Below are 23,163 nucleotides of genomic sequence, written 5' to 3'. Positions count from 1 at the left end.
GTATGGTTTTATATCGCGGTAACTGCGTAAAGATCGCCGGGTGAACCGACTCCTACACTTGTTTTTCTATTGCTGGTAGGTATGGTTTTATATCGTAGTAAAAGCATCAAGATCGCCGGGTGAACCGGCTCCTACACGGGTTATCTATTGCTGATAGGTATGGTTTTATATCGTGGTAAAAGCGTAAAGATCGCCGGGTGAACCGGCTCCTACACGGGTTATCTATTGCTGATAGGTATGGTTTTATATCGCGGTAAAAGCATCAAGATCGCCGGGTGAACTGGCTCCTACACCTACTTTTCTATTGCTGGTAGGTATGGTTTTATATCGCGGTAAAAGCATCAAGATCGCTGGGTGAACCGGCTCCTACATGGGTTATTTATTTCTGGTAAGTATAGTTTTATATCCCATTTGTAATATTGACGCGTAGGTCGAGATTTATCTCGACATCATCAATTTAACCTAAGCCAAACAACTGCGTGGTATTTCGATAAAGCGCTGCGGCAAGCTCGCTCGGTGTTTCGCTTCGATATTCACAAAGTCTGTCAAATACTTGGACGACTCGCTTAGGGGAATTCGGCTTCCCCTGATAACCATGTAACGGCATCGACGGCGCATCAGTTTCCAACACTAGGCTTTCAAGCGGCAGCTGTGATATTGCCTGCGCTGTTTTTTCGCCTCTTGGATAGGTGATTGTGCCACCTACTCCGAGTTTAAAACCCTGAGCAATATAATATTCAGCCTGCTGTTTTGAACCTGAAAAAGCATGGATCACCCCGCCATACTGTGGCTTAACACGTTTAAACGCGGCAGCAATTAGGTGATGACTTTTGCGGTGATGGACGATTAGCGGAAGCTTTACCTGATTACTCAGTGCGATATGCGCTTCAAACAGTGCAATTTGCCGCTCAAGCGCATCGCAGGTTGTATCGATGCCACACTCTCCTATCGCACACAGTTGGGTACGATTGTGCATTACATGCTCGACCAACGCAGCCATATCGTCGTCGCAATGTTCGCCAATAAAATAAGGGTGTAACCCCGCGGCGATTTCACATTCTGGATGATGTGCTTGAAACTCAACAAGCTCAAGAGACTGCTTAAGGGTAACGCCAGGCACCACAAAACGCTCAACACCAGCGCCGTGGGCAGTTTTGATATGCATAGCTAAGTCATCTGCCAACTCGTCAAAATCGAGATGACAGTGACTATCTATAAAGGCGAATTTATGGGTTGAGCCGCTCAATTTCCCAACTGCCATCGGCTTGCTTCACATACATAAAGCGATCGTGAAGACGGTGCTCTCCACCTTGCCAAAACTCAACTTTAGTGGGCTCCACGCAATAACCGCCCCAAAAATCAGGTAGTGGAATTTCGCCTTTAGCGAACTTGTCTTTCATGCTACTAAAGGTTTGCATCAAGGCTTGACGAGATGATACGGGGCGCGATTGCTGAGACGCCCACGCTGCAAGCTGACTTTCTTTTGGTCGTGATAAGAAATACTTGGCAACGCGACTGGTTGGTAACGGGACTGCTTCACCATACACGATAACCTGACGCTCAATTTCATGCCACGGGAAGTGCAAGCATATCTTGTTGTTTTGCTTTAGTTCTTGCGCTTTGCGTGAACCGGTATTGGTAAAGAAGACAAAACCGTGCTGGTCTACATGCTTGAGTAAAACAATGCGTTGAGACGGCTGACCGTGCTCATCAACCGTAGCGACGACCATCGCTGTTGGGTCGGTAAACTTGGCATCAATCGCCTGCTGTAGCCAGGTTTCAAACTGCTCAACGGGTGTGTCTTTCAGCATCTCACGACGTAAACCGTCTTTGGTATATTCTCTGCGAATGTCTTCAAGTTTCATCACTATTTCCTTTACAAAAAAGCCGCTATAAAGCGGCTTCTAGTATACCTTAATGCAAGTTAAAACTAACTTACATTTGCTCCATCACTTCGATACCAAGCAAATCTAGACCGGTTTTCAGTGAGTTAGCAACCAGATTACATAACAAGAGACGACTTTCACGGACGTCTGCTGCTACATCATCTTTCAAAATTGGGCACGCTTCATAGAATGTCATATACAAGCTCGCGAGCTCATATAAATAACTACATAATACGTGTGGCGTTGCTTCGCTGATCATCAGATCAAGCACTTCTTCCAGTTGCAGCAGTTTAAGCGCAAGTGCCTTTTCCTGTGGTGCTTGAATTTGAATACGACCAGTTAGGCTAGCGCTATCCATGTTTGCCTTGCGGAAAATACTACGAACACGGGTATAGGCGTACTGCAAATATGGCGCCGTCGCCCCTTCAAAGCTCAGCATCGTATCCCAGTTAAAGATATAATCGCTGGTTCTGTGCTTTGACAGATCGGCGTACTTCACTGCACCAATACCCACTTTACGCGCGATTTCTTGGCGAGCTTCATCAGATAGGCCAGAGGCTCTGTCAGCGAGCTTTTCTGTCGCACGGCTCACTGCTTCGTCAAGTAAGTCTGATAGCTTCACCGTGCCGCCAGTACGAGTTTTAAACGGTTTGCCATCGTTACCCATCATAGTACCAAACAGGCTTGGCTCGTAGCTGGTTTTGTCTTTTAAAAGACCCGCTTTACGTGCTGTGATCTCAACTTGGTTGAAGTGTAAACCCTGACGCGCATCAACAAAAATTAGGATACGATCAACATCTAGCTCATTTGAACGGTAATCACAGGCTGCTAAATCAGTCGTCGAATATAAGAAACCACCACCTGATTTTTGCACGATAAATACGGAAGGTTCACCGTCTTTATTTGCCAATTCGTCAAGGAATACGACTTGAGCGCCCTGATCTTCGACCGCAATGCCTTTCTCTTTTAGCAGCTCAATTACGCCGGCAAGACGGTCGTTGTAGGCACTTTCTGCCATGATGTCATCACGCGTAAGCGTCACGTTTAGCTTGCCGTATACTTCTTCAGAGTGTTTAACAGAGGTGTCGATAAACATTTGCCATAGCTTCTGACAATGCGCATCACCACCTTGTAGTTTTACTACGTAATCACGGGCTTTATCGGCAAAACCGGCTTCGTCATCAAAGCGCTTTTTGGCATCGCGATAAAAGCTTTCAAGATCCGCAAGTGCGACGTTTTCAAGGTCAACACCTTGGTTCAGCAAATCTTCTAGGTGTGCTATCAACATACCAAACTGGGTACCCCAGTCGCCCATATGGTTTTGGCGAATAACAGTGTCACCACGGAACTCAAGGGCACGCACAACAGCATCACCAATGATAGTTGAGCGCAGATGACCTACGTGCATCTCTTTAGCAAGGTTTGGCGAAGAAAAGTCGACCACAACCTTGTCAGGCGTAGCATGTTCAGCAACACCTAATTTGGCATCCGTATTTGCCGCTTCTAGGCTTGCGGCTAAAAACTCAGGTTTGAGGTGAATATTAATAAAACCTGGGCCTGCGATTTCTGTTTTTTCTGCAAGATCAGCAACGTCTAGGTTGTCGATGATCTTCTGCGCCAGCTCTCTTGGGTTAGTTTTTAGTGCTTTAGCAGCCCCCATCGCACCGTTAATTTGGTAATCACCAAACTGAGGACGCGTGCTTTGTGTTACCGCTGGGTTTGTACCTTCAGGGATACCAGCCGCTTGCATCGCTGCATTGGCTTTTTCAATTAAAATACTTTTGATGTTCATCTGTTTTCCTTTAATGCGCAGCGATTAGTGTTCACGAGTTTCATGGAACTTCACGTCAGGGTAACGCTCCATAGATAGATTCAGGTTTACGCGGCTTGGTGCGATGTAAGTTAGGTTATCACCACCATCCAACGCCAAGTTTTGCTCACACTTGCGGCGGAACTCAGCCATTTTCTTCTCGTCATCACAGCTTACCCAGCGCGCAGTTTGAACCGTTACGCTCTCGTAAATCGCATCTACGTTGTATTCAGACTTTAAGCGTGCCACAACCACATCAAACTGCAGCACCCCAACCGCACCTACAATCAGGTCGTTATTGATAAGTGGTCTAAATACCTGTACCGCACCTTCTTCAGAAAGCTGTACCAGCCCTTTAAGTAGCTGCTTTTGCTTAAGTGGATCTCTTAGACGAATGCGACGGAATAGCTCAGGTGCAAAGTTTGGAATACCACTAAATTTAAGCGTTTCACCTTGTGTGAAGGTATCACCTATTTGAATAGTACCGTGGTTATGTAGACCGATAATATCACCCGCGAACGCTTCTTGAGCACGCTCACGGTCACCCGCCATAAAGGTTACCGCATCTGCAATACTGACTTGTTTACCAAGACGCACGTGGTTCATCTTCATGCCTTGGCTATATTTACCAGATACAATACGCATAAAGGCGATACGGTCGCGGTGTTTTGGATCCATGTTTGCTTGAATTTTAAACACGAAACCAGAGAACTTTTCTTCGTCGGCTTTTACTTCACGCTCATCAGTTTGACGCGGCAGTGGCGTTGGTGCCCACTCAGTTAACCCGTCAAGCATGTGGTCAACACCGAAGTTACCAAGTGCCGTACCAAAGAATACAGGGGTTAATTCGCCAGTTAGAAATAATTCACGGTCAAACTCATGCGAGGCACCCATTACTAACTCAAGCTCTTCACGAAGTTGCTCAGCCAAGCTTTCACCCACAGCAGCGTCAAGCTCGCTGTTATCTAGCCCTTTGATCACGCGTTTGTCTTGGATCGTATGACCTTGACCTGTTTGGTACAGAATCGTTTCATCACGATGAATGTGATAAACACCTTTAAATTCTTTACCACAGCCAATTGGCCAAGTAACCGGCGCACACATGATGTTCAGTTCAGTTTCTACTTCATCAAGTAGCTCCATTGGGTCACGAATATCACGGTCCAATTTGTTCATAAAGGTAACGATTGGCGTGTCACGTAAACGCGTTACTTCCATCAGTTTGCGGGTACGGTCTTCTACACCTTTTGCCGCATCGATTACCATCAAGCACGAGTCAACAGCGGTGAGCGTACGATAAGTATCTTCAGAGAAGTCTTCGTGTCCCGGAGTATCTAGTAGGTTAACCAAGGCATCATTGTATGGAAACTGCATCACAGAGGTGGTTACCGAGATACCACGTTCTTTTTCCATTTCCATCCAGTCAGATTTGGCGTGTTGGTTTGAGCCACGGCCTTTAACCGTACCGGCTTTTTGTAACGCCTTTCCGAATAAAAGTACTTTTTCGGTGATGGTGGTTTTACCCGCATCCGGGTGTGAAATGATCGCGAAAGTACGTCTGCGCGACACTTCCTGCGGAATACTCATATTTGACATTGAAATTCTACTTATGGCATTGGCAACCGAACCAAAACTCGGCCACGCTAAATTCGAACAAAGATTGCTATATTCTCTCCGATCTTGGCCATTTTAACAACTTGATGACGGTAATTTTCGCAGCTAAATAGCAGATGTTATATAGCCATTGCGGTAGTTGATGAAAGGTGAGCTGTGATGGCTAGTTTATTAGTCCAGCTTTTTACGTAAAATCGCCATTGTTCACAAAAGGCATGCCTTGTCAGGAACTGTGTCGCCTATATGCTTTAGGTCACATCGAGCATTCAGCTCAGTTTTTGCTGATACATGTGTTTATCTGCCCGAGAAAATAAACTAGCCATGCTTTCAAACTTATTTTCACACTTGGCAAATCCCGCTGAAAATCCACACTTGGGGAGCTTTTTCTGTTTTAACGCTTGATAGAAATTAGCCTCACTTTGAAAAATAAAGTCGTTGACAGCTTTCTCATCATGTCGCTGCACAATAGCCAGAAACTCATCACCACCATAGCGCCCGATAATATCATCTTCGCTGCTTGCGGCCTTCAAGGCTTCAGCCAAACTTTGTAACACCTGATCACCAACTTCATGGCCATAGCTGTCATTTATTGGTTTAAAACCATCTAAATCAAGAAAGACACAGTAAAGCGCACCACCCAGCTTTAAGGCAATATCACGCTTATGTTCACCGAGTATTTCAGTCGCACGACGATTTAATACTTCAGTTAACGGGTCTTGCATCGCTATCGCTTTGATTTTGCTATAGCGCTCAATCATCACCAAATCGTCTTCTAGCATATCGCGCAAATGCTCTATAAATTCAACCAACGGAGCGCCGTAATTCGTGGGTTTAAAGTCCATCACACACAAAGTGCCAAACGACTTTCCATTGGGCCAATGGATAGGTACACCCAAATAAGACTCAAAGCCATCATTGGCAACCTCAGGGTTATCGTCCCATTGATAATTTACACTAGCGTGCTGCTCATATAGGTTACGGTTATTAGCGACAACATGCTTACAAAAGATATTGGTTTCTTGCGGTATAAAACCACCAGCAGGATACGGGTTTTCTTCTTGGTCACTTGCAATCATCACTGCAAAGCCATCTTCTTTCTTTTGCACCACAAACGCAGCAGGCGCCGAAAAAATCTTCGCCATCAAATCGACTGTTTTTTGCCACTTTAATAACGTTTGTTGTGAGGCTTCTGGTTTAAGCAAGTCTGCGTACGGCACGGTAATACCATTTAATTCAATTACATTTATCTAAACAGTATAGCGGACAGCTGAAGAGTGGATGAATTATTGTTTAAAAGGAAAACGGTGTGGGCAACACGCTGACTGGTGCGTCAGCGTGTATTGGGAGGTTACGGCTTTAATGCTACTTTTCTATCGTTGTAATAGGCAATCAAATCATCAACGGTTTGCTGACAATACTCGCGGATCCCAGAAACTAACATGTGCTTTTCACCATAACCGACTTTAGTGCCGTTCGACAGTAAGTTAAAACGCAGGTTGATTTTGCCACGTTTGCCTTCATAGCTAAACTCAGGTTTAGCCGCTTCCAATGTTACTTCCGTTACCGAGATATCATCCATATGAATAGACATAGATTCGTATATCACCATTGGCCTTGCTGGGTTTATCATTACCTCTTGCTCACCCATCAATGGGATGATCACATGAGGAAAGGTGGTGCCTGAAAATTCAACGTAATTTCTCGTCAAACTATTGATGAGCGTTGGGCAAGTGCTGGTTTCGCCAGTGCGCGATACAGACAACATCACTTTATCATTTGCGGTAATATCAAATTGTGCTGCACCTTCAGGCAACGTGAGCGTTGTTGTTTCATCAACCATGCCCACAAAGCTAAACTCCATATTCTCGCTTAAGCCATAGTGCTTTAACACTAAGGAGAAAAGTAGATCACCCGGTACACAAAACTTCTTTGCATCGATGTCGTGCAATGGGTTGTAGTCGTCCGCGACTCCTTTTGCAAATAAACTCCCCTGTTCTCTGGTAATGGTGATCTCATTTGCTTGTTGTTGATAATACGGCTCTAACATCGCTACTTTTCTCTAACCTCTAAGATAAAACTGCGCCATGTTACCAGAAATTTCTGAAATAGAGGTCATATCTGTTACGATAATCTGTTAACAAATATTACATTGGCCGGATTTGATGCTAATGGTTAGCGAGGTTATTGAAAACAATAGCCTCGCTAAATTCTGTTCAGAGTTGAGTTACATTAACCCTTGTAATGGCTCAGCGCCCCAAGTAAAGAGTAACAAAGCAGAAAGCGCAATAAAGATAAGGTATGCAACAACCCCCGATTTCATGACAGGCGTGCTCACAGCATTTTCTTGCTTACCAGTTACTAACGTCTTTACTAGGTTTTGACCTTTTAAGCGATACACCACAATCGCAAATATATGTAGTGCAATGGCCGCAATTAACAGCTCAATATTGGTGTGATGTATATCGCCAGCTAATTCAACTAAGTCGTAAGATACATATTGTGCAAGCGGCCCTTCCACCAAAATATCATCGGTTGTCATCAAGCCAGAAACGAGCTGAATAAGGATCAGCACAAAAAACAGCAGTACCATCAAACTTCCCGCAGGATTATGTCCTACATGGCTTTGTTTTGATTTAATGGCCGATAAAATCGCTTTAGGTGAATGAAATAACGCACTTAATTTAGCGGTTTGGCTACCAATGACACCCCAAATTAATCGCGCAGCCATCAGTGCCAACAATAAATAGCCAGTAACAAAGTGAAGATCCATCATGCCTTCTTCACCGGTAATATATAAGGTTACTAGTCCTGCTACGAGCAGCCAGTGAAACCCGCGGATAAATCCATCCCACACTTTGGTCATCGTTTATTTGCCCCATAGGTAAAAATCATTGCAATGATGACAGGTTATAAAACTCAGCACAAAGAGTTAAGGTTAAATAACCGCTTATCTTGATTTGGCACCGAGTTTTAAATGCTAATTAAGCACAATGTTCTATAGTAAACTGGTGTTTGCTTTGCTGGATTGGAGCGATAATGAAATATTTACTGCTAATGCTGCTGTTGTTTGGTGCGTACTGCAACGCAAAAATATTGCTGATCTCGAATGAACCAGCCGATGAGCAAAGACTTTTTAGCAAACAAGCCCATAGTTTAGAGTCAGATACCAACAACTTGCTGTTAAACCAGTTTGGCCGAGATTACTTTGATTTTACCATTGTCACCCCAACCAAACTTAATCAATTGCTCGCAAGTGAAGAGCCCGTGTGCGCGGTGTCTCGCCTAAAAACCCCAAGTCGTCAGCAAGCCTTTTTGTTTACCATCCCCATCCACCTATATCCAAGCCATAGATTATACTACTTCAAACAACACACCCCGATGGATGCCAGCCTTGTGAATGCCACCGGTAAACTGAAGTCACTTGCAAGTTTAATGGCTTACTATCCACAAGCCACCATCATCAAAGAGATTGGCAAATCTTATGGCAATACCATTGACTCCGCATTAGCGCTACTTGAACCCAAAAATGTTGTCATTAGACCGTATAAAACCTCAGCACAAACCATTATGGAGCAGTTTAGTGCAGGTAAAGTCGACTTTATATTAGCCTACCCCGCTATTTTTCAGCAGAGCTTTCCAAAGGACAAGGCACACCTAGTGGGTTCCTTACCAATAGCGAATAACCTCCCTCATCTCGAAGGCCATATTGCTTGTAGCCATACCCAAGAAACACAAGCATTTATCGAAAAGGCCAACCAGATGATCCGTGCGCTGTATTCCACTAGTACCTATTTAACCACACACTTAAAATATCTCCCCAAGCAAGATCACGCATTGATCACCAGGCGGCTTGCGATGCTAAGCGTCAAATATCAACATACACCTGCAAAATAATTTCAACTGCGGTTGCACAAGGGTCATACTTAGTCTAAATTAAATCGCACACGATTAAATCATAAAAGACTAAAAATGACGACACTCTATCAGTTTGAAGCAAACACATTACAAGGTCAGGCATATCACTTTACCGACTTACAAGGCAAAGCTGTGCTTATTGTTAATACGGCCAGTGAGTGTGGATTAACACCACAATATGAAGGGCTCCAAGAGCTACACCAAAAATACGCGGATCAGGGACTTGTGATCATCGGCTTTCCCTGTAACCAGTTTGGTAAGCAAGAACCCGGCGATGCAAAACAAATTCAAGAAGGCTGCTTAATCAATTATGGTGTTGATTTTCAGATGATGGAAAAGATTGAGGTTAATGGCGATAAAGCACACCCACTGTATCAATACCTAAAGTCTGCGCTTCCGGGGCTATTTGGTAATAAAATCAAATGGAACTTTACTAAGTTTTTGTTTAATCAGCAGGGTGAACCCGTTAAGCGCTATGCCCCAATCACCAAGCCTGAACAAATCGCCAAAGATATTGAAAAGTTACTAAATGAGTCAATCTAATCCGCAGCTCAATCTCGATAACCAGATCTGTTTTCGGGTATATAGTGCATCAAGACAGGTTACACGACTTTATCAGCCGTTACTCAAAGAGGTTGGGCTCACGTATCCGCAATACATAGTGTTATTGATTTTATGGGAGCAAGACGGACAGCTTGTGAAAGAAATAGGCGAGCGAGCTGAACTCAATAGCAACACCCTAACACCGCTCCTTAAGCGCTTAGCAGAGCGTGGCCTCGTTACCCGTAGCAAAAATCCTGATGATGAACGACAAACCTTCATTCACTTAACTCAAGCAGGTAAAATCCTCGAGCAATCATGCGCTTGTATCCCAGCACAAATGATGGCAAAAGCGGGCTTAAGTATGGAGCAAATTCAACTGTTAAAGCAATCTCTTGATGTGTTGATGGCGCAAGGAAAGCGGTAAACACGATACATTTCAGACAATAAAAAAGCCGCTACATCAGCGGCTTTTGCAATACGGTCTCGCAATTATGCAATAGACGGGTACTCACGGTATGCTTTTTCAAGCTTTTTCGCTTGCTTTTTAGATACACCAATATGCTCTAGTGCTACTCTTAAACGCGCACGAGAAAGGTCTGAACCTAACACTTCCATCGCATCGACTACTGAAGTCGATGAGGTTTTGCCTGTAATAGCAACAAAGATAGGCTCTAAGAACTCTTTGATCTTTAACTCATGATGTGTTGCCACAGCCTTTGCAATAGAGAAGATCTCAGACTTGTTCCACGTACGCAGCTTTTCTAATTCCCAAATAAAGAATTGCAGTGCCTGACGAACCACTTCTTCGTCCGCTTTACCAGCCGTTAATAACGCTGGATCGTATTCAGGTAAGCCCGCGACAAAGTGACCTGCTAACCCCACCAAATCAGATAGCGTGTTAATACGTGCCTTGGCTTCAGGAAGTACGCGAGCCAACATATCACCGTTAAACTTCCAGTCGACAAAGCGCTGGATAAGTTCTGCATCGGTTAGGTTTTCGCGGATCCACAGACCGTTTAACCAGTTAAGCTTGTCAATATCAAAGATAGGTCCACCAAGTGATACGCGCTTCATATCAAAGTGTTCAATCATCTCAGCCAAAGTGAACTTTTCACGCTCATCCGGCATTGACCAACCCATACGACCTAAATAGTTAAGTAGTGCTTCTGGTAAGAAACCCATTTCTTTGTAGTAGTTAATTGAAGTTGGGTTTTTACGCTTTGACAGCTTAGATTTATCAGGGTTACGAAGTAGCGGTAAGTGACCAAGCACAGGCGCTTCCCAGCCGAAGTCTTCGTACAATTTTAGTAGTTTAGGCGCAGAGTTGATCCACTCTTCGCCACGGAAGATATGGCTAATCTCCATGTGATGATCATCTACTACGTTTGCAAGGAAGTAAGTTGGGAAGCCGTCGGCTTTCAACAAAACTTGCATGTCTACGTTTTCCCATGGGATCTCAATTTCACCACGTAGGTAATCGTTAAACTTAAACGTGCCTTCTTCTGGGATTTTCATGCGAATAACGTAAGGCTTGCCTGCTTCAAGGTTTGCCTTCACTTGTTCTTCAGATAGACGTAAGCCACGGCCGTCGTATTTAGGACGTAAGCCCTCTGCCATCTGCTCTTCACGCATTTGGTCTAGCTCTTCAGCCGTTGCAAAGCAGTAAAACGCTTTACCATCATCTACAAGCTGCTGTGCAAACTTTTTATATAAGTCAGAACGCTCTGATTGACGGTATGGACCAAACTCGCCACCCACATCCGGACCGTGATCCCAGTCAAGACCTAACCAACGTAGGCTGTCCATGATAGCTTGCTCAGATTCAATAGTACTACGTACCTGATCGGTATCTTCAATTCGTAATACAAACTCACCACCTTGCTGCTTAGCAAAGCAATAGTTGAATAAGGCAATATAAGCCGTTCCTAAATGCGGATCACCTGTTGGAGAGGGTGCGACACGAGTACGGATAGTCATCAAAATTCTCTTAAAAATGGATTAGTCGATTAATGGCGCTATGCTAGCATAGCGCCTGATTAGCGCATAGTAAGGCGCGTGAATTAAGCTGCTTTTTCCAGCTTTTCTAGATAAGCAACAATGTCATTGGATTCGTACAACCAAGTGACTTCGCCTTGCTCTTCGATTCGCAAGCATGGCACCTTCACTTTACCACCCTGCTCTAGCAACTCTTGGCGATATTGCTCATCATTTTTGGCATCACGGGTTTCGAGCTTAAGCCCTTCACGCTTGGCAGCGCGGCGCACTTTAACGCAAAATGGACATGCCTTAAATTGGTATAACTTTAAGTTTGCCGTCATAGCATCTAGCTTTTGCTGTTGTTCTGCGGCACGTTTTTTACTGCGCGGGGTAAAAATAAAATCAAAAAGTAAAATCAGACGTCCTAAAAACCATCTTACAAATTGCATAACGTTTCCCAAACCTTTTGCTACATTCGCTAAAAAATAGGTTGGGGAGTTTAGCATAATCTTTAAGCGCTATATATAAGCGGAGCTTAAAACAACTCTATTTCTGCACATGCGTATTGTGATTCAGCTAACCCTAAAGCGAGGTAGTTTGTGACTTGGTTTCTGCCATTTTCTTTTGAGTGATAAAGCGCAAGATCGGCTTTATGAACTTGCTCAGAAACTTGTAGTGTATCGACCACTTCGGTAAAACCTAGGCTGACAGAAACATGCTCTACTTGCGGAAATCGGCTAGAAGCTATTGTACTTCTCAAGCGCTCAAGTGCTACTACAGCAGAATCGTCATTGTGACTTTGAAATAGCACCGCAAACTCTTCACCGCCGTAGCGAAACACATAGTCTTCTGCTCTAAAGTTAGCTTTGATCTTTTGCGCTACCAACAGGATCACTTCATCGCCAATCACATGACCAAAATTGTCGTTTACCTGTTTAAAGTGATCGATATCTACCATCGCTAAATACCACTTGCGGTCTTCACTGTCATCACGACATACCGTAAACCCGTCCCCATTGGTTATTTCCATGACTTTTTCATCAAACGTTTGGCGATTGAGTAGCTCGGAAAGCGGATCGATACGAGCAAAGTGCAATGTTGCCATTTGATGCGCAAAAACAGTGAGTAAGTGCTTCATTAAAGTCGCAGTGGTGAGATTTACTTGGCCTTCTATATATAAAAAACCAACGAGCTGAGCTTGATGATAAAACGGGATAACACTATCGCCATGGTATTGAATGAGATGTTTGTCATCTTGACGCTGCTGTAATTTATCTACCACAGCATCTACCGGCCCCACCACAACACAAAAGTCGCGATGGCTCACAAATATAGACTTTGGGACTTCTTTTTCCGATAAACTTTTACTGAAATAGAATGCATAGCTTTCCCCACAAACATCGGAGATAACCCGCTCAAGGGCCTGCATTAGTACCAGTTCACTCTTTTGCGCCAAGAGCTCTAAAGTAAGTTCGTGACCACAGGGTGAATAGCTAATCGACATTCAAGGCCTCTCAATAAAATTGACTCTTGATAAGTGTAGAACAGCTCTCTGAATTTACAGTAATTTATAGGCTAATTTAATACTTCTTGTTGGCTATGTTGATTCAAGAGCACCAAATTATCACGGTGGATGATCTCCTCAGCACTTTCAAAGCCAAGACACTGCGCAAATTCACTACTATGACGGCCAATTACCAACCCAAGCTCTTGATTACTTAAGCTAGTTAAACCTTGTGCCTGTAGCGTGCCTTGTTGGCAAAACACTTGAACCAACTCACCACGTTTAAATTGTCCTTCAATCGACACGATGCCTTTTGCTAGTAAACTTGCTCCTTGATTACATACCGCATTGATTGCGCCACTATCACAAATTATTTTACCGGTTGATTTAGGGCCTGACAGCAACCAGCGCTTGCGCCCTCCAACCGGAGCGTCAAACTTCAAAAACGTCGTGCTTGGTGCGGTTTGGGTGAGTACTTGCGGTAAAATGTCGTATTCACTGCCTTTTGCTATCACAACATCAACACCTGCTCGTTGTGCGATGTCGGCGGCTTGCAACTTAGTCGCCATACCACCCGTTCCAAGTTGTGTGCCACTGCCACCAGCTAGTGCTCTAAGTTCGTCGTTTATATGTGTTACTTGCTCTATCAACTGCGCATCTGGATTGGCTCTGGGATCTGCGGTAAAAAGACCATGCTGATCGGTGAGTAATACCAATTTATCGGCATTTGCTAAAATTGCGACGTAGGCTGAGAGGTTGTCGTTATCGCCAACTTTGATTTCAGACGTTGCCACTGCATCGTTTTCGTTGATGATAGGCACGACATGATGCTCTAGAAGCTTAGTGAGCATATCCCTTGCAGTTAGATAACGTTTGCGGTGCTCAAGATCGGCTCGTGTCAGTAGCATTTGCGCCACAGTGACGTCGTAAATACTAAACAATGACTGCCATAAATGGATTAATTGACCTTGCCCAATCGCAGCTAACATCTGTTTTTCAGCTAGCGAATGACCAATTTGTTGCTGTAAGACACCGCGCCCAGCAGCAACAGCACCGCTGGAGACAACAATGACCTGATGACCAGCCTGACGTAACGTTACACACTGCCTTACCAGCTCAACAAGTCTGGGCTTGTTTAAGGTCTGGCTGCCTGCAGTTAAGACACTCGTGCCGAGCTTGATAACAATGGTTTGTTTATTGTTTTTGGTCATAGTATTTGTTGATTTATACAGCGATAGAGCTTCGTTATACCACGGACCTTCCCCCCTCCCAAGTAATAATACCAATTGCATTAACTCTCCAACCAATTTGAAGGGTGAAATACCATATTAGCGTCGTTAAAAATTTCTCATTTAGAACAACTAAATAGCAAAATTTTTGCCTTGCCTATATGGATATAGGTACCTTGGCGGTAGCAGGACGCGAGAGCGGAGCTACTAAAGCTATTCCTCCGCTTCAAATAGCTCATTTAATTAATACAATTGGTATAAACTCATGAATTTTATTTCTAACTCAGAGTGAATTGGTATAATCCGCCGCACTGATTTCGATCAAGGCTTTTTTGCACCGCGTGTGAGAGAGTGTTCATCATTCAATGAAAGAATAATTAGCTGAGTGCAAAATGAAAAAACACAAAAAGAACAAAGAAATTATGATGCTACCTTTGCTGTTTGTAGTGATCTTAATGTGTGTAGGCGGCCATTTTATTTTGCAACCTAGCTACAAAGACAGCCACATTGTTGAGTATTCTCTAGCTGCACTGCCGTTTTTAATGTTTGCCGTCGTGATTGTCGCTATCAAAATAGCCATAAAAGCAGATAACGATGAAAACAATGAGGGTGAGGGCTAGGATATCCCTCACATTGGTTATAGAGGATGATAACCAAACCACAAAGGGGTAAGCGGTGTTGATTGGCCACTGTGGGTGAGCTTGATATTTAAGTTTTGATCAAATAAATCAATGGCAAAACAGTCATCTACATCATGTAAATCGTCTTTATGAATATGGCTAAAGCCGTTAAGCAAAAACGCTTTTGCTTTCTCTTTTGCTTCATCCGCATTCGTTGCAACGAACAGCCCAAAGTCATGCGCCTCAGCTAACCTATCTGGCTTATATCCTCCCAGGTTCACAAAGTATAAATGATCAGCTTGCTCAACACGCTCTTCGGTAAGTTCAATGGCATAACCATCGGCATGTTCAATGATTGTGTAGCTATCCATATGCACCGAGTTTTTATCACCAACCCATTGCTGCTTTAATTTGGGATAAGCCTCTTCAATTGTATTTGCCGCGACAAAGCGCACATCATGTATTTCAATATGGCAACCTTGAATACGGCCGCCTAGGTATACAACAAACAACTTCACTTTGACACTCCACTCCTTTAAAACTCAAGTATACTCTCAACTCAAAGACTTGGCTTTATTGAGTTAGATGATTATTCTGAATAAACACTCTCAGTGAAGGACAATATAATGAAAAAAACATTCCTCGCGCTTTTGGCTAGCTTTAGCCTGTCATCAACAGCTCAAGTAACCTTAATTCACAATGTAAATGGTTATACGCCTACTAAATCGCAGCAAATTGAGCGCTTTTCTTCTTTGGTAATTAAAGACGGTAAAGTCGTAAAAACAAGTTCAAAAGATCTTAGTACTCAATATCCGAGTGCAACCAAGTTTGATGGTGAGGGAAAAACCCTATTGCCCGGTTTAATTGACTATTCCTCCGCTTCAAATAGCTCATTTAATTAATACAATTGGTATAAACTCATGAATTTTATTTCTAACTCAGAGTGAATTGGTATAATCCGCCGCACTGATTTCGATCAAGGCTTTTTTGCACCGCGTGTGAGAGAGTGTTCATCATTCAATGAAAGAATAATTAGCTGAGTGCAAAATGAAAAAACACAAAAAGAACAAAGAAATTATGATGCTACCTTTGCTGTTTGTAGTGATCTTAATGTGTGTAGGCGGCCATTTTATTTTGCAACCTAGCTACAAAGACAGCCACATTGTTGAGTATTCTCTAGCTGCACTGCCGTTTTTAATGTTTGCCGTCGTGATTGTCGCTATCAAAATAGCCATAAAAGCAGATAACGATGAAAACAATGAGGGTGAGGGCTAGGATATCCCTCACATTGGTTATAGAGGATGATAACCAAACCACAAAGGGGTAAGCGGTGTTGATTGGCCACTGTGGGTGAGCTTGATATTTAAGTTTTGATCAAATAAATCAATGGCAAAACAGTCATCTACATCATGTAAATCGTCTTTATGAATATGGCTAAAGCCGTTAAGCAAAAACGCTTTTGCTTTCTCTTTTGCTTCATCCGCATTCGTTGCAACGAACAGCCCAAAGTCATGCGCCTCAGCTAACCTATCTGGCTTATATCCTCCCAGGTTCACAAAGTATAAATGATCAGCTTGCTCAACACGCTCTTCGGTAAGTTCAATGGCATAACCATCGGCATGTTCAATGATTGTGTAGCTATCCATATGCACCGAGTTTTTATCACCAACCCATTGCTGCTTTAATTTGGGATAAGCCTCTTCAATTGTATTTGCCGCGACAAAGCGCACATCATGTATTTCAATATGGCAACCTTGAATACGGCCGCCTAGGTATACAACAAACAACTTCACTTTGACACTCCACTCCTTTAAAACTCAAGTATACTCTCAACTCAAAGACTTGGCTTTATTGAGTTAGATGATTATTCTGAATAAACACTCTCAGTGAAGGACAATATAATGAAAAAAACATTCCTCGCGCTTTTGGCTAGCTTTAGCCTGTCATCAACAGCTCAAGTAACCTTAATTCACAATGTAAATGGTTATACGCCTACTAAATCGCAGCAAATTGAGCGCTTTTCTTCTTTGGTAATTAAAGACGGTAAAGTCGTAAAAACAAGTTCAAAAGATCTTAGTACTCAATATCCGAGTGCAACCAAGTTTGATGGTGAGGGAAAAACCCTATTGCCCGGTTTAATTGATGCGCACGGTCACATCATTGGCCTTGGCAATAATTTACTCACACTCGACGTGCGCGGTAGCAAAACCATTGCAGAAGTAGGAAAACGGCTTAGCCACTACGCAAAAGCCCATGAAGGTGAATGGATAATAGGTCGAGGCTGGGATCAAACCTTATGGCCCGGCGGACAATTCCCAACCGCAGCCGATCTCGACACATACGTAAAAGATAAGCCCGTCATGCTCATTCGAGTAGATGGTCACGCTATTTGGGTAAACTCAAAAGCGATGGCTCTTGCCAACATTTCCAAATCAACAAAGACGCCTGAAGGCGGTGAAATCATTACACTGAATAGCGGTATGCCGAGCGGGATTTTTATCGACAAGGCAGAAGACCTTATTCGTACTCATGTCCCAGCTCAGTCAGATGCACAGGTAAACAAAGCGCTGAATAAAGCCGGAGAACACTTGCTGAGTTTAGGCATTACCTCAGCTCATGATGCTGGGATTGACCACACTACGTGGCAGGTCTACCAAACACGCGCCAAGGAACACTCAATGCCTCTGCGCGTCTACGCTATGCTCAGTGCAAGCTCGCCCAAACTCGCAGAGATGTTAGACGCCGGAGTGATCAAAGATACACGAGATCAACTCTCTATTCGTAGTGTAAAAATCTATGCTGATGGTGCACTTGGCAGCCGAGGGGCAGCACTTATTCGCGACTATCATGACCGCAAAGGTCACAAAGGATTAATGCTCGAAAACCAAGCGACGCTTGAAGCATTGATCACCCAAGCCATACGCAGCGGCTACAGTGCGCACACGCACGCCATTGGCGATAGAGCGAATCGCATCGTGCTAGACTCATATCAACACGTTTTTAAAAAAGCAGGTGGAAGACTGCTCAGAAATCGCATTGAGCACGCACAAATTGTCCACCTGGATGATATCCCTCGCTTTAAGACATTAGATATTATTCCATCAATGCAGCCTGTTCATGCCACATCTGATATGCATATGGCCGAAAAGCGCCTAGACGACAAACAGCTTAGCGGCGCTTACGCATGGCAAACATTCTTAAAGCAAGGAAGTAGAGTGGCGGCGGGTTCTGACTTTCCAGTGGAGCTTGCAAATCCTTTCCATGGTCTGCATGCCGCTATCACCAGACAAGACCATCAAGATTTACCCAAAGATGGCTGGCGCCCAACAGAAAAGCTAACCAGAGAACAAGCACTACAAGCATTCACAGTTGATGCTGCTTATGCTGCATTTCAAGAATATAAACTGGGAAGTTTAGAACAGGGAAAGTGGGCCGATTTTATCTTAATCGACCAAGATTACTTTACCGTAAGCGAAGATAAAATTGATGATATTAAAGTCGAGCAGACGTGGATTGCAGGTGAACTTAAATATCAGCGTTGATCTTTTTGTAATTTAACCAAGTGGTAGGTGTTAACTAGTGCCAGTAGACCATTAGTTAACGCCACCGGCCAAGCCTGGATAAGTGCGCCATAGGCGGTAAAACAAATACAGCCCATTAAATTGAACCAACGCAACTTAGCAACATCGCTCATCATCAAAGAAACGACCAAAAAAGCAGAGGCTAAATAGCCTAAATATTCCCAACTCATTTGTCCTCTCCCCTAAGTTGCGTTAGCATATAGTTTATGCTCGAATTTACGTATGGAGCAGAATAAAAAGGCTAACCCACAAGCCCCTAGAAATTAGCACCAATAAATTAGCTCTAACACGGGAAGTGGGGGTTTAATGGTAATATCGTTTATTAAATTCTTCGCCACAGCGCTGAGATAAAACCGATACTACTTAAACGGTGTGAGTTAGCGTAAAACTGAAAAATTCATGCTAACGTCATTATAGTTTAATAAATAGGACATATGTCCGAAGAGCCATCTAGATGTTTCAATATCATTTTTCAACCAATTTGGTCGAACAGTTACTCGCATTTGCTGGTAATAGTTTTCAGCACAGCAAAAAAGAAGTCTTGATCCACAAAGATGAACCATTGAGTAAACTCATATTGGTGACCAGTGGTACTGTGTCTTTTAGTTATGATGTCGGTAACGGTCGTCGATTATTACTCGGACAGCTGGACTGTAACAACACGCTAATTGGCGAAATCGAAGCGCTGAATCATCAGCCTTGTATTTATACCGTTACTTGCTTAAGCGATGTAACCTATCACCCCATTGAGCTAAAGTATTGGCGAAAACTACTGCTAGAGCAACCGGAGCTGAGCCTATATACCGCGCAAACCATCGCCGCTAAGTTTACTGAAAACCAAAAGATAAACTTAGACAAGTTGCTGTTGCCGCTTAGCTACAACATTGCTAAAGACTGCTTATTGCGTGCCGAGAATTCGAACCCAACATTACTTCGTGCCTACTCAACGGTAAGTGCTGAAGCCGAAAGATTTGCGACCACTGAGCGTGCATATCGTCGGGTGGTCAGTGAATTGGTAGAAAAGGGCTTGATAGTACGCAGTAGTGAAGGTTTAAAGCCAGTCGATGTTGGCGCGCTTGAGGATTTTGTTGATAGCTTCGCGCAAGCTTAATTTTTCGCGGTTAGAATAACTAGGGCGAGTACTTGCTCGCCCTTGAGTACTGATCAGCTTATTTTGCAAATAAGTGTTTAATATTTGCTAAGTCAGACTTTCCTTCCACTAATTCTTCCGGTGTTAAACCTGACAGCTCGTGAGGGAATACCAACCACTCATCAGACTCATGAATAAAGTAATCTGGTGTCATTGGTACTTTTTTGTTTGCTGGCTTGTAGTATGGGCAAGCCACAACGAATATCGCGAGGCAAATTCAGGCGCATTAGCTCTGCAAGCTTTTCTTTCAACGCAAAAATACTGCGCCCAGAATCAAACACGTCATCAACGATTAGCAATGAATCGTCAGCGTTTGCATTTTCAACAATGTAATGCAAACCGTGAACTTTGATTTCTTTAGATTGCTTACCAATGCCATAGTAAGAAGAAGTACGTACTGCGATATGATCAGTCTCTATACCTTTGTAATCGTAGTATTCTTGAACTGCGATACCAATAGGCGCACCACCACGCCAAATACCGATAATAAAGTCAGGTCTAAACCCGTCTTCATAAACTTTAGCGGCTAAGCGAAATGAATCTTCTAGCAATTGTTGCGCTGTGATATAGCACTTATCTGACATAAATACCCCGTTAGGAAGCCCGTGTGATGGTGACAAGCAGCAAGCGCTGCCAATTGATACCAATTACAATTGTTTGCAAGCCATAGGCACTTGTGTGATTGGTATAACCGAATATTTTAACGTAAAGCGCAATAAAATGCTGCAATAATAGTGTCTTTTTATTTTCATTTTTTGATTTGAGGAGCCATATTCTAAAGTTAAGGATCGCTGGGTGAACCGGCTCCTACGCAAAGTTCAATGGTTGAACAGACACCTGCGTAGCATTATTTAATTGGTGGGAGATGTATGGACTCCTCCCCCTTAACGGGAGAGTACGGTATAAAGATATTGCAAAACACTTTTACCAAATAAGGAATCCATACATGACACAGTCTAATTTAATTGCTATCGACTTGGCAAAAAACATTTTCCAAGTAGCGCAGCTGAAAGGCAATAAACTCAAGTTTAATAAGCCAATGAAACGCGAACCTATGCTTGAGTTGCTAGCAAAAGCCGAGGGTTCAAAGGTCGTGATGGAAGCTTGTGGTAGCGCCCAGCACATTGCTCGCAAAGCGCTGTCGCTGGGGCACGATGTCATGTTGCTTCCCCCTAAATTTGTTAAAGCGTTTAGGCAAGGCCAAAAAACTGATGCAAATGATGTCCTCGCCATTGCCAGTGCAAGCCAAGCATATAACGTGAAGCCCTGTAAAATCATGACAGTTGAAGAGCAAACGTTGCAGTCATTGAGCCAAGCGAGAACCTTAGTAGATAAACAAAAGACTCAGCTTTCAAATCAAATACGTGGCTTGCTATTAGAGTTTGGTGTTGTCATTAATCAAGGCGATGCAGCGTTAACACAAGCGGTTCCAGATATTTTAGAAGATGCTGAAAATGCGCTCCCTATCGCATTAAAACAAGCACTCGCGGTGAGTTACGAGCTATATAAAACACAATGTGCCGCTAAAGCACAACTACATAAACAAGTTGAAGCGATAACCAAGCAAAATGACAGTTGCCAGCGTTTAATGGCATTAGAAGGCGTTGGCCCAATTACCGCGATAGAGCTGTTATCATTTTTAGGCAATACTTCACAATTTAGTGATGCCAGAGGAGCGGCGGCATGTGCAGGTGTTACACCGACCCAGCACTCATCAGGCGGAAAAGCCAAGATAGGTCATATCCCCAAAAGACGAGGCAATACATTAAGGAAAAACCTGTTTCTCGGTGCAAGAACGGTAGTCAGCAGGCTAAAACATAAAGAAGCGACCACAGAGAAAGAACGCTGGATAAAAAATCTACTCGCCAAGAAAAGCGTGAAATGTGTTGCCATTGCATTGGCCAATAAAACGGTTAGAACCGCCTATGCCTTACTTAAAAACGGTTCAACATACGAGCCAAAAATCTTAGCGGCGTAGCACTGAGTAACAGAAGAACAAATCAAGATAAACAGAACGTAAAAGCAGAAAGCATACTGAGATTACCCCCAGTATTGAACAAGCCAAGATAGAGCATTAAGCGGTGAGACCCACCCTTGAGAGCCTGTTAAACCGCAGGTGTATACAAATACCGCGTGGGAGAGAAGGCACAAGGGCGCGAATACATCAAAGAGGCCGAGGTAGCACCTCATCAAGAGCCCGGATATAAGCACGCAATCACACTAATAATGCTAAAAGTGGCTTGTACAATTGGAGGAGTCCATATAAGCGGGTTCACCCCGCGATCTTTTAATTGTGGTTCCCACTAAAATTTGATGTTGCGGTAAGTCACGAACAGCCAGTTTTAGTTACGTTCAGCTATTGTCCGCAAACTGTCCGGTGTCCGTCCAATCCCCTTGAATAAAGCCGTTAAATATAATAACGTGAAGCCCTGTAAAATCATGACGGTTGAAGAGCAAACGTTGCAGTCATTGAACCAAGCGAGAACCTTAGTAGATAAACAAAAGACTCAGCTTTCAAATCAAATACGTGGCTTGCTATTAGAGTTTGGTGTTGTCATTAATCAAGGCGATGCAGCGTTAACACAAGCGGTTCCAGATATTTTAGAAGATGCTGAAAATGCGCTCCCTATCGCATTAAAACAAGCACTCGCGGTGAGTTACGAGCTATATAAAACACAATGTGCCGCTAAAGCACAACTACATAAACAAGTTGAAGCGATAACCAAGCAAAATGACAGTTGCCAGCGTTTAATGGCATTAGAAGGCGTTGGCCCAATTACCGCGATAGAGCTGTTATCATTTTTAGGCAATACTTCACAATTTAGTGATGCCAGAGGAGCGGCGGCATGTGCAGGTGTTACACCGACCCAGCACTCATCAGGCGGAAAAGCCAAGATAGGTCATATCCCCAAAAGACGAGGCAATACATTAAGGAAAAACCTGTTTCTCGGTGCAAGAACGGTAGTCAGCAGGCTAAAACATAAAGAAGCGACCGCAGAGAAAGAACGCTGGATAAAAAACCTACTCGCCAAGAAAAGCGTGAAATGTGTTGCCATTGCATTGGCCAATAAAACGGTTAGAACCGCCTATGCCTTACTTAAAAACGGTTCAACATACGAGCCAAAAATCTTAGCGGCGTAGCACTGAGTAACAGAAGAACAAATCAAGATAAACAGAACGTAAAAGCAGAAAGCATACTGAGATTACCCCCAGTATTGAACAAGCCAAGATAGAGCATTAAGCGGTGAGACCCACCCTTGAGAGCCTGTTAAACCGCAGGTGTATACAAATACCGCGTGGGAGAGAAGGCACAAGGGCGCGAATACATCAAAGA

24 protein-coding genes and 1 pseudogene are annotated in these 23,163 nt (G+C 43.5%); 10 read left to right on the top strand and 15 right to left on the bottom strand.

Translation table 11 applies throughout. The annotated features are described in order from the left end of the window. Nucleotides 1–457: 457 nt before the first annotated feature. The 7 genes from PPIS_RS18925 to PPIS_RS18895 all read right to left on the bottom strand — a co-directional run bounded on the left by PPIS_RS18925 (nucleotide 458) and on the right by PPIS_RS18895 (nucleotide 8,173). Entirely contained in the window at nucleotides 458–1,261 is an 804-nt protein-coding gene (locus PPIS_RS18925) for a TatD family hydrolase (RefSeq protein WP_010379163.1), read from the bottom strand. Then, complete coding sequence (gene pdxH / locus PPIS_RS18920) at nucleotides 1,227–1,868, bottom strand: pyridoxamine 5'-phosphate oxidase (protein WP_199539682.1); 642 nt, start codon at nucleotides 1,866–1,868, stop codon at nucleotides 1,227–1,229. The genes PPIS_RS18925 and pdxH overlap by 35 nt, the downstream gene beginning before the upstream one ends. Nucleotides 1,869–1,935: 67 nt before the next feature. Next, on the bottom strand, nucleotides 1,936–3,678 hold the full coding sequence (gene argS / locus PPIS_RS18915; RefSeq protein WP_010379167.1) for an arginine--tRNA ligase: 1,743 nt from the start codon (nucleotides 3,676–3,678) through the stop codon (nucleotides 1,936–1,938). Between the two features lie 24 nt (nucleotides 3,679–3,702). Continuing rightward, nucleotides 3,703–5,292 carry a peptide chain release factor 3 gene (gene prfC / locus PPIS_RS18910; protein ID WP_010379169.1) on the bottom strand — a complete coding sequence of 530 codons (1,590 nt, stop codon included), beginning with the start codon at nucleotides 5,290–5,292 and terminating at the stop codon, nucleotides 3,703–3,705. Between the two features lie 284 nt (nucleotides 5,293–5,576). Then, nucleotides 5,577–6,527, bottom strand: coding sequence for a sensor domain-containing diguanylate cyclase (locus tag PPIS_RS18905; RefSeq protein ID WP_010379170.1), 951 nt, complete (start codon nucleotides 6,525–6,527; stop codon nucleotides 5,577–5,579). A gap of 131 nt (nucleotides 6,528–6,658) precedes the next feature. After that, nucleotides 6,659–7,357 carry a DUF3581 family protein gene (locus PPIS_RS18900; RefSeq protein ID WP_010379172.1) on the bottom strand — a complete coding sequence of 233 codons (699 nt, stop codon included), beginning with the start codon at nucleotides 7,355–7,357 and terminating at the stop codon, nucleotides 6,659–6,661. 177 nt (nucleotides 7,358–7,534) lie between these two features. Beyond that, a complete protein-coding gene (locus PPIS_RS18895) occupies nucleotides 7,535–8,173 on the bottom strand; it encodes a cytochrome b/b6 domain-containing protein (RefSeq protein ID WP_010379174.1) in 639 nt (212 codons plus the stop codon). 173 nt (nucleotides 8,174–8,346) lie between these two features. Here PPIS_RS18895 and PPIS_RS18890 point away from each other — a divergent pair, with 173 nt between their 5' ends. From PPIS_RS18890 to PPIS_RS18880, 3 genes are all read left to right on the top strand, one after another. Continuing rightward, nucleotides 8,347–9,204 (top strand): transporter substrate-binding domain-containing protein, encoded by an 858-nt coding sequence (locus tag PPIS_RS18890; protein ID WP_010379178.1) that lies wholly within the window; start codon nucleotides 8,347–8,349, stop codon nucleotides 9,202–9,204. A 75-nt stretch (nucleotides 9,205–9,279) separates the two neighbouring features. Then, nucleotides 9,280–9,768, top strand: coding sequence for a glutathione peroxidase (locus PPIS_RS18885; RefSeq protein WP_010379179.1), 489 nt, complete (start codon nucleotides 9,280–9,282; stop codon nucleotides 9,766–9,768). Beyond that, nucleotides 9,755–10,192, top strand: a complete 438-nt coding sequence (locus PPIS_RS18880; protein ID WP_010379182.1) for a MarR family winged helix-turn-helix transcriptional regulator — start codon at nucleotides 9,755–9,757, stop codon at nucleotides 10,190–10,192. The genes PPIS_RS18885 and PPIS_RS18880 overlap by 14 nt, the downstream gene beginning before the upstream one ends. Nucleotides 10,193–10,257: 65 nt before the next feature. On the opposite strand, the gene gltX is transcribed toward PPIS_RS18880, so the two are convergent. The 4 genes from gltX to proB all read right to left on the bottom strand — a co-directional run bounded on the left by gltX (nucleotide 10,258) and on the right by proB (nucleotide 14,460). Then, entirely contained in the window at nucleotides 10,258–11,745 is a 1,488-nt protein-coding gene (gene gltX, locus PPIS_RS18875; protein WP_010379184.1) for a glutamate--tRNA ligase, read from the bottom strand. An 83-nt stretch (nucleotides 11,746–11,828) separates the two neighbouring features. Then, the gene (locus tag PPIS_RS18870; RefSeq protein WP_026000901.1) at nucleotides 11,829–12,194 is read right to left on the bottom strand and encodes a glutaredoxin family protein; all 366 of its coding nucleotides are present in this window, start codon (nucleotides 12,192–12,194) and stop codon (nucleotides 11,829–11,831) included. 86 nt (nucleotides 12,195–12,280) lie between these two features. Then, nucleotides 12,281–13,249: a GGDEF domain-containing protein gene (locus PPIS_RS18865; protein ID WP_010379189.1), complete on the bottom strand. Its 969-nt coding sequence runs from the start codon at nucleotides 13,247–13,249 to the stop codon at nucleotides 12,281–12,283. Between the two features lie 71 nt (nucleotides 13,250–13,320). Then, on the bottom strand, nucleotides 13,321–14,460 hold the full coding sequence (proB, locus tag PPIS_RS18860) for a glutamate 5-kinase (protein WP_026345647.1): 1,140 nt from the start codon (nucleotides 14,458–14,460) through the stop codon (nucleotides 13,321–13,323). Between the two features lie 410 nt (nucleotides 14,461–14,870). Between proB and PPIS_RS18855 the strand changes: the two genes are divergently transcribed. After that, nucleotides 14,871–15,098 (top strand): hypothetical protein, encoded by a 228-nt coding sequence (locus PPIS_RS18855; RefSeq protein WP_010379194.1) that lies wholly within the window; start codon nucleotides 14,871–14,873, stop codon nucleotides 15,096–15,098. Nucleotides 15,099–15,115: 17 nt separating this feature from the next. Here PPIS_RS18855 and PPIS_RS18850 read toward each other — a convergent pair whose 3' ends face one another. Then, a complete protein-coding gene (locus PPIS_RS18850) occupies nucleotides 15,116–15,616 on the bottom strand; it encodes a DUF1543 domain-containing protein (RefSeq protein ID WP_010379197.1) in 501 nt (166 codons plus the stop codon). Nucleotides 15,617–15,724: 108 nt separating this feature from the next. Here PPIS_RS18850 and PPIS_RS18845 point away from each other — a divergent pair, with 108 nt between their 5' ends. Then, nucleotides 15,725–16,000 (top strand): hypothetical protein, encoded by a 276-nt coding sequence (locus PPIS_RS18845; RefSeq protein ID WP_096040894.1) that lies wholly within the window; start codon nucleotides 15,725–15,727, stop codon nucleotides 15,998–16,000. 145 nt (nucleotides 16,001–16,145) lie between these two features. Then, nucleotides 16,146–16,373, top strand: a complete 228-nt coding sequence (locus PPIS_RS18840; RefSeq protein WP_010379194.1) for a hypothetical protein — start codon at nucleotides 16,146–16,148, stop codon at nucleotides 16,371–16,373. Between the two features lie 17 nt (nucleotides 16,374–16,390). On the opposite strand, the gene PPIS_RS18835 is transcribed toward PPIS_RS18840, so the two are convergent. Further along, nucleotides 16,391–16,891 carry a DUF1543 domain-containing protein gene (locus PPIS_RS18835; RefSeq protein ID WP_010379197.1) on the bottom strand — a complete coding sequence of 167 codons (501 nt, stop codon included), beginning with the start codon at nucleotides 16,889–16,891 and terminating at the stop codon, nucleotides 16,391–16,393. A gap of 108 nt (nucleotides 16,892–16,999) precedes the next feature. Between PPIS_RS18835 and PPIS_RS18830 the strand changes: the two genes are divergently transcribed. Then, on the top strand, nucleotides 17,000–18,640 hold the full coding sequence (locus PPIS_RS18830; RefSeq protein ID WP_010379199.1) for an amidohydrolase: 1,641 nt from the start codon (nucleotides 17,000–17,002) through the stop codon (nucleotides 18,638–18,640). Here the strand turns inward: PPIS_RS18830 and PPIS_RS18825 are convergent. Beyond that, nucleotides 18,631–18,849 (bottom strand): YgjV family protein, encoded by a 219-nt coding sequence (locus tag PPIS_RS18825; protein ID WP_010379202.1) that lies wholly within the window; start codon nucleotides 18,847–18,849, stop codon nucleotides 18,631–18,633. The two genes, PPIS_RS18830 and PPIS_RS18825, sit on opposite strands and share 10 nt — an antisense overlap. Before the next feature lie 284 nt (nucleotides 18,850–19,133). On the opposite strand from PPIS_RS18825, the gene PPIS_RS18820 reads away from it, so the two are divergent. After that, a complete protein-coding gene (locus PPIS_RS18820; protein WP_010379204.1) occupies nucleotides 19,134–19,790 on the top strand; it encodes a Crp/Fnr family transcriptional regulator in 657 nt (218 codons plus the stop codon). Nucleotides 19,791–19,848: 58 nt separating this feature from the next. On the opposite strand, the pseudogene PPIS_RS18815 reads toward PPIS_RS18820, so the two are convergent. After that, nucleotides 19,849–20,413 (bottom strand): annotated as a pseudogene (locus PPIS_RS18815) (phosphoribosyltransferase). A 362-nt stretch (nucleotides 20,414–20,775) separates the two neighbouring features. Here PPIS_RS18815 and PPIS_RS18810 point away from each other — a divergent pair. Both PPIS_RS18810 and PPIS_RS18805 read left to right on the top strand, forming a co-directional pair. Continuing rightward, entirely contained in the window at nucleotides 20,776–21,807 is a 1,032-nt protein-coding gene (locus PPIS_RS18810; RefSeq protein ID WP_169922903.1) for an IS110 family RNA-guided transposase, read from the top strand. A 416-nt stretch (nucleotides 21,808–22,223) separates the two neighbouring features. Next, on the top strand, nucleotides 22,224–22,970 hold the full coding sequence (locus tag PPIS_RS18805) for an IS110 family RNA-guided transposase (protein ID WP_276327930.1): 747 nt from the start codon (nucleotides 22,224–22,226) through the stop codon (nucleotides 22,968–22,970). The last annotated feature ends 193 nt before the right edge of the window (nucleotides 22,971–23,163 follow it).

Origin of the sequence: Pseudoalteromonas piscicida (assembly GCF_000238315.3) — a bacterium.
Lineage (GTDB): Bacteria > Pseudomonadota > Gammaproteobacteria > Enterobacterales > Alteromonadaceae > Pseudoalteromonas > Pseudoalteromonas piscicida.
Note: the sequence above shows the minus strand (reverse complement) of the source record. Positions and strands in the feature narration are given on the sequence as shown.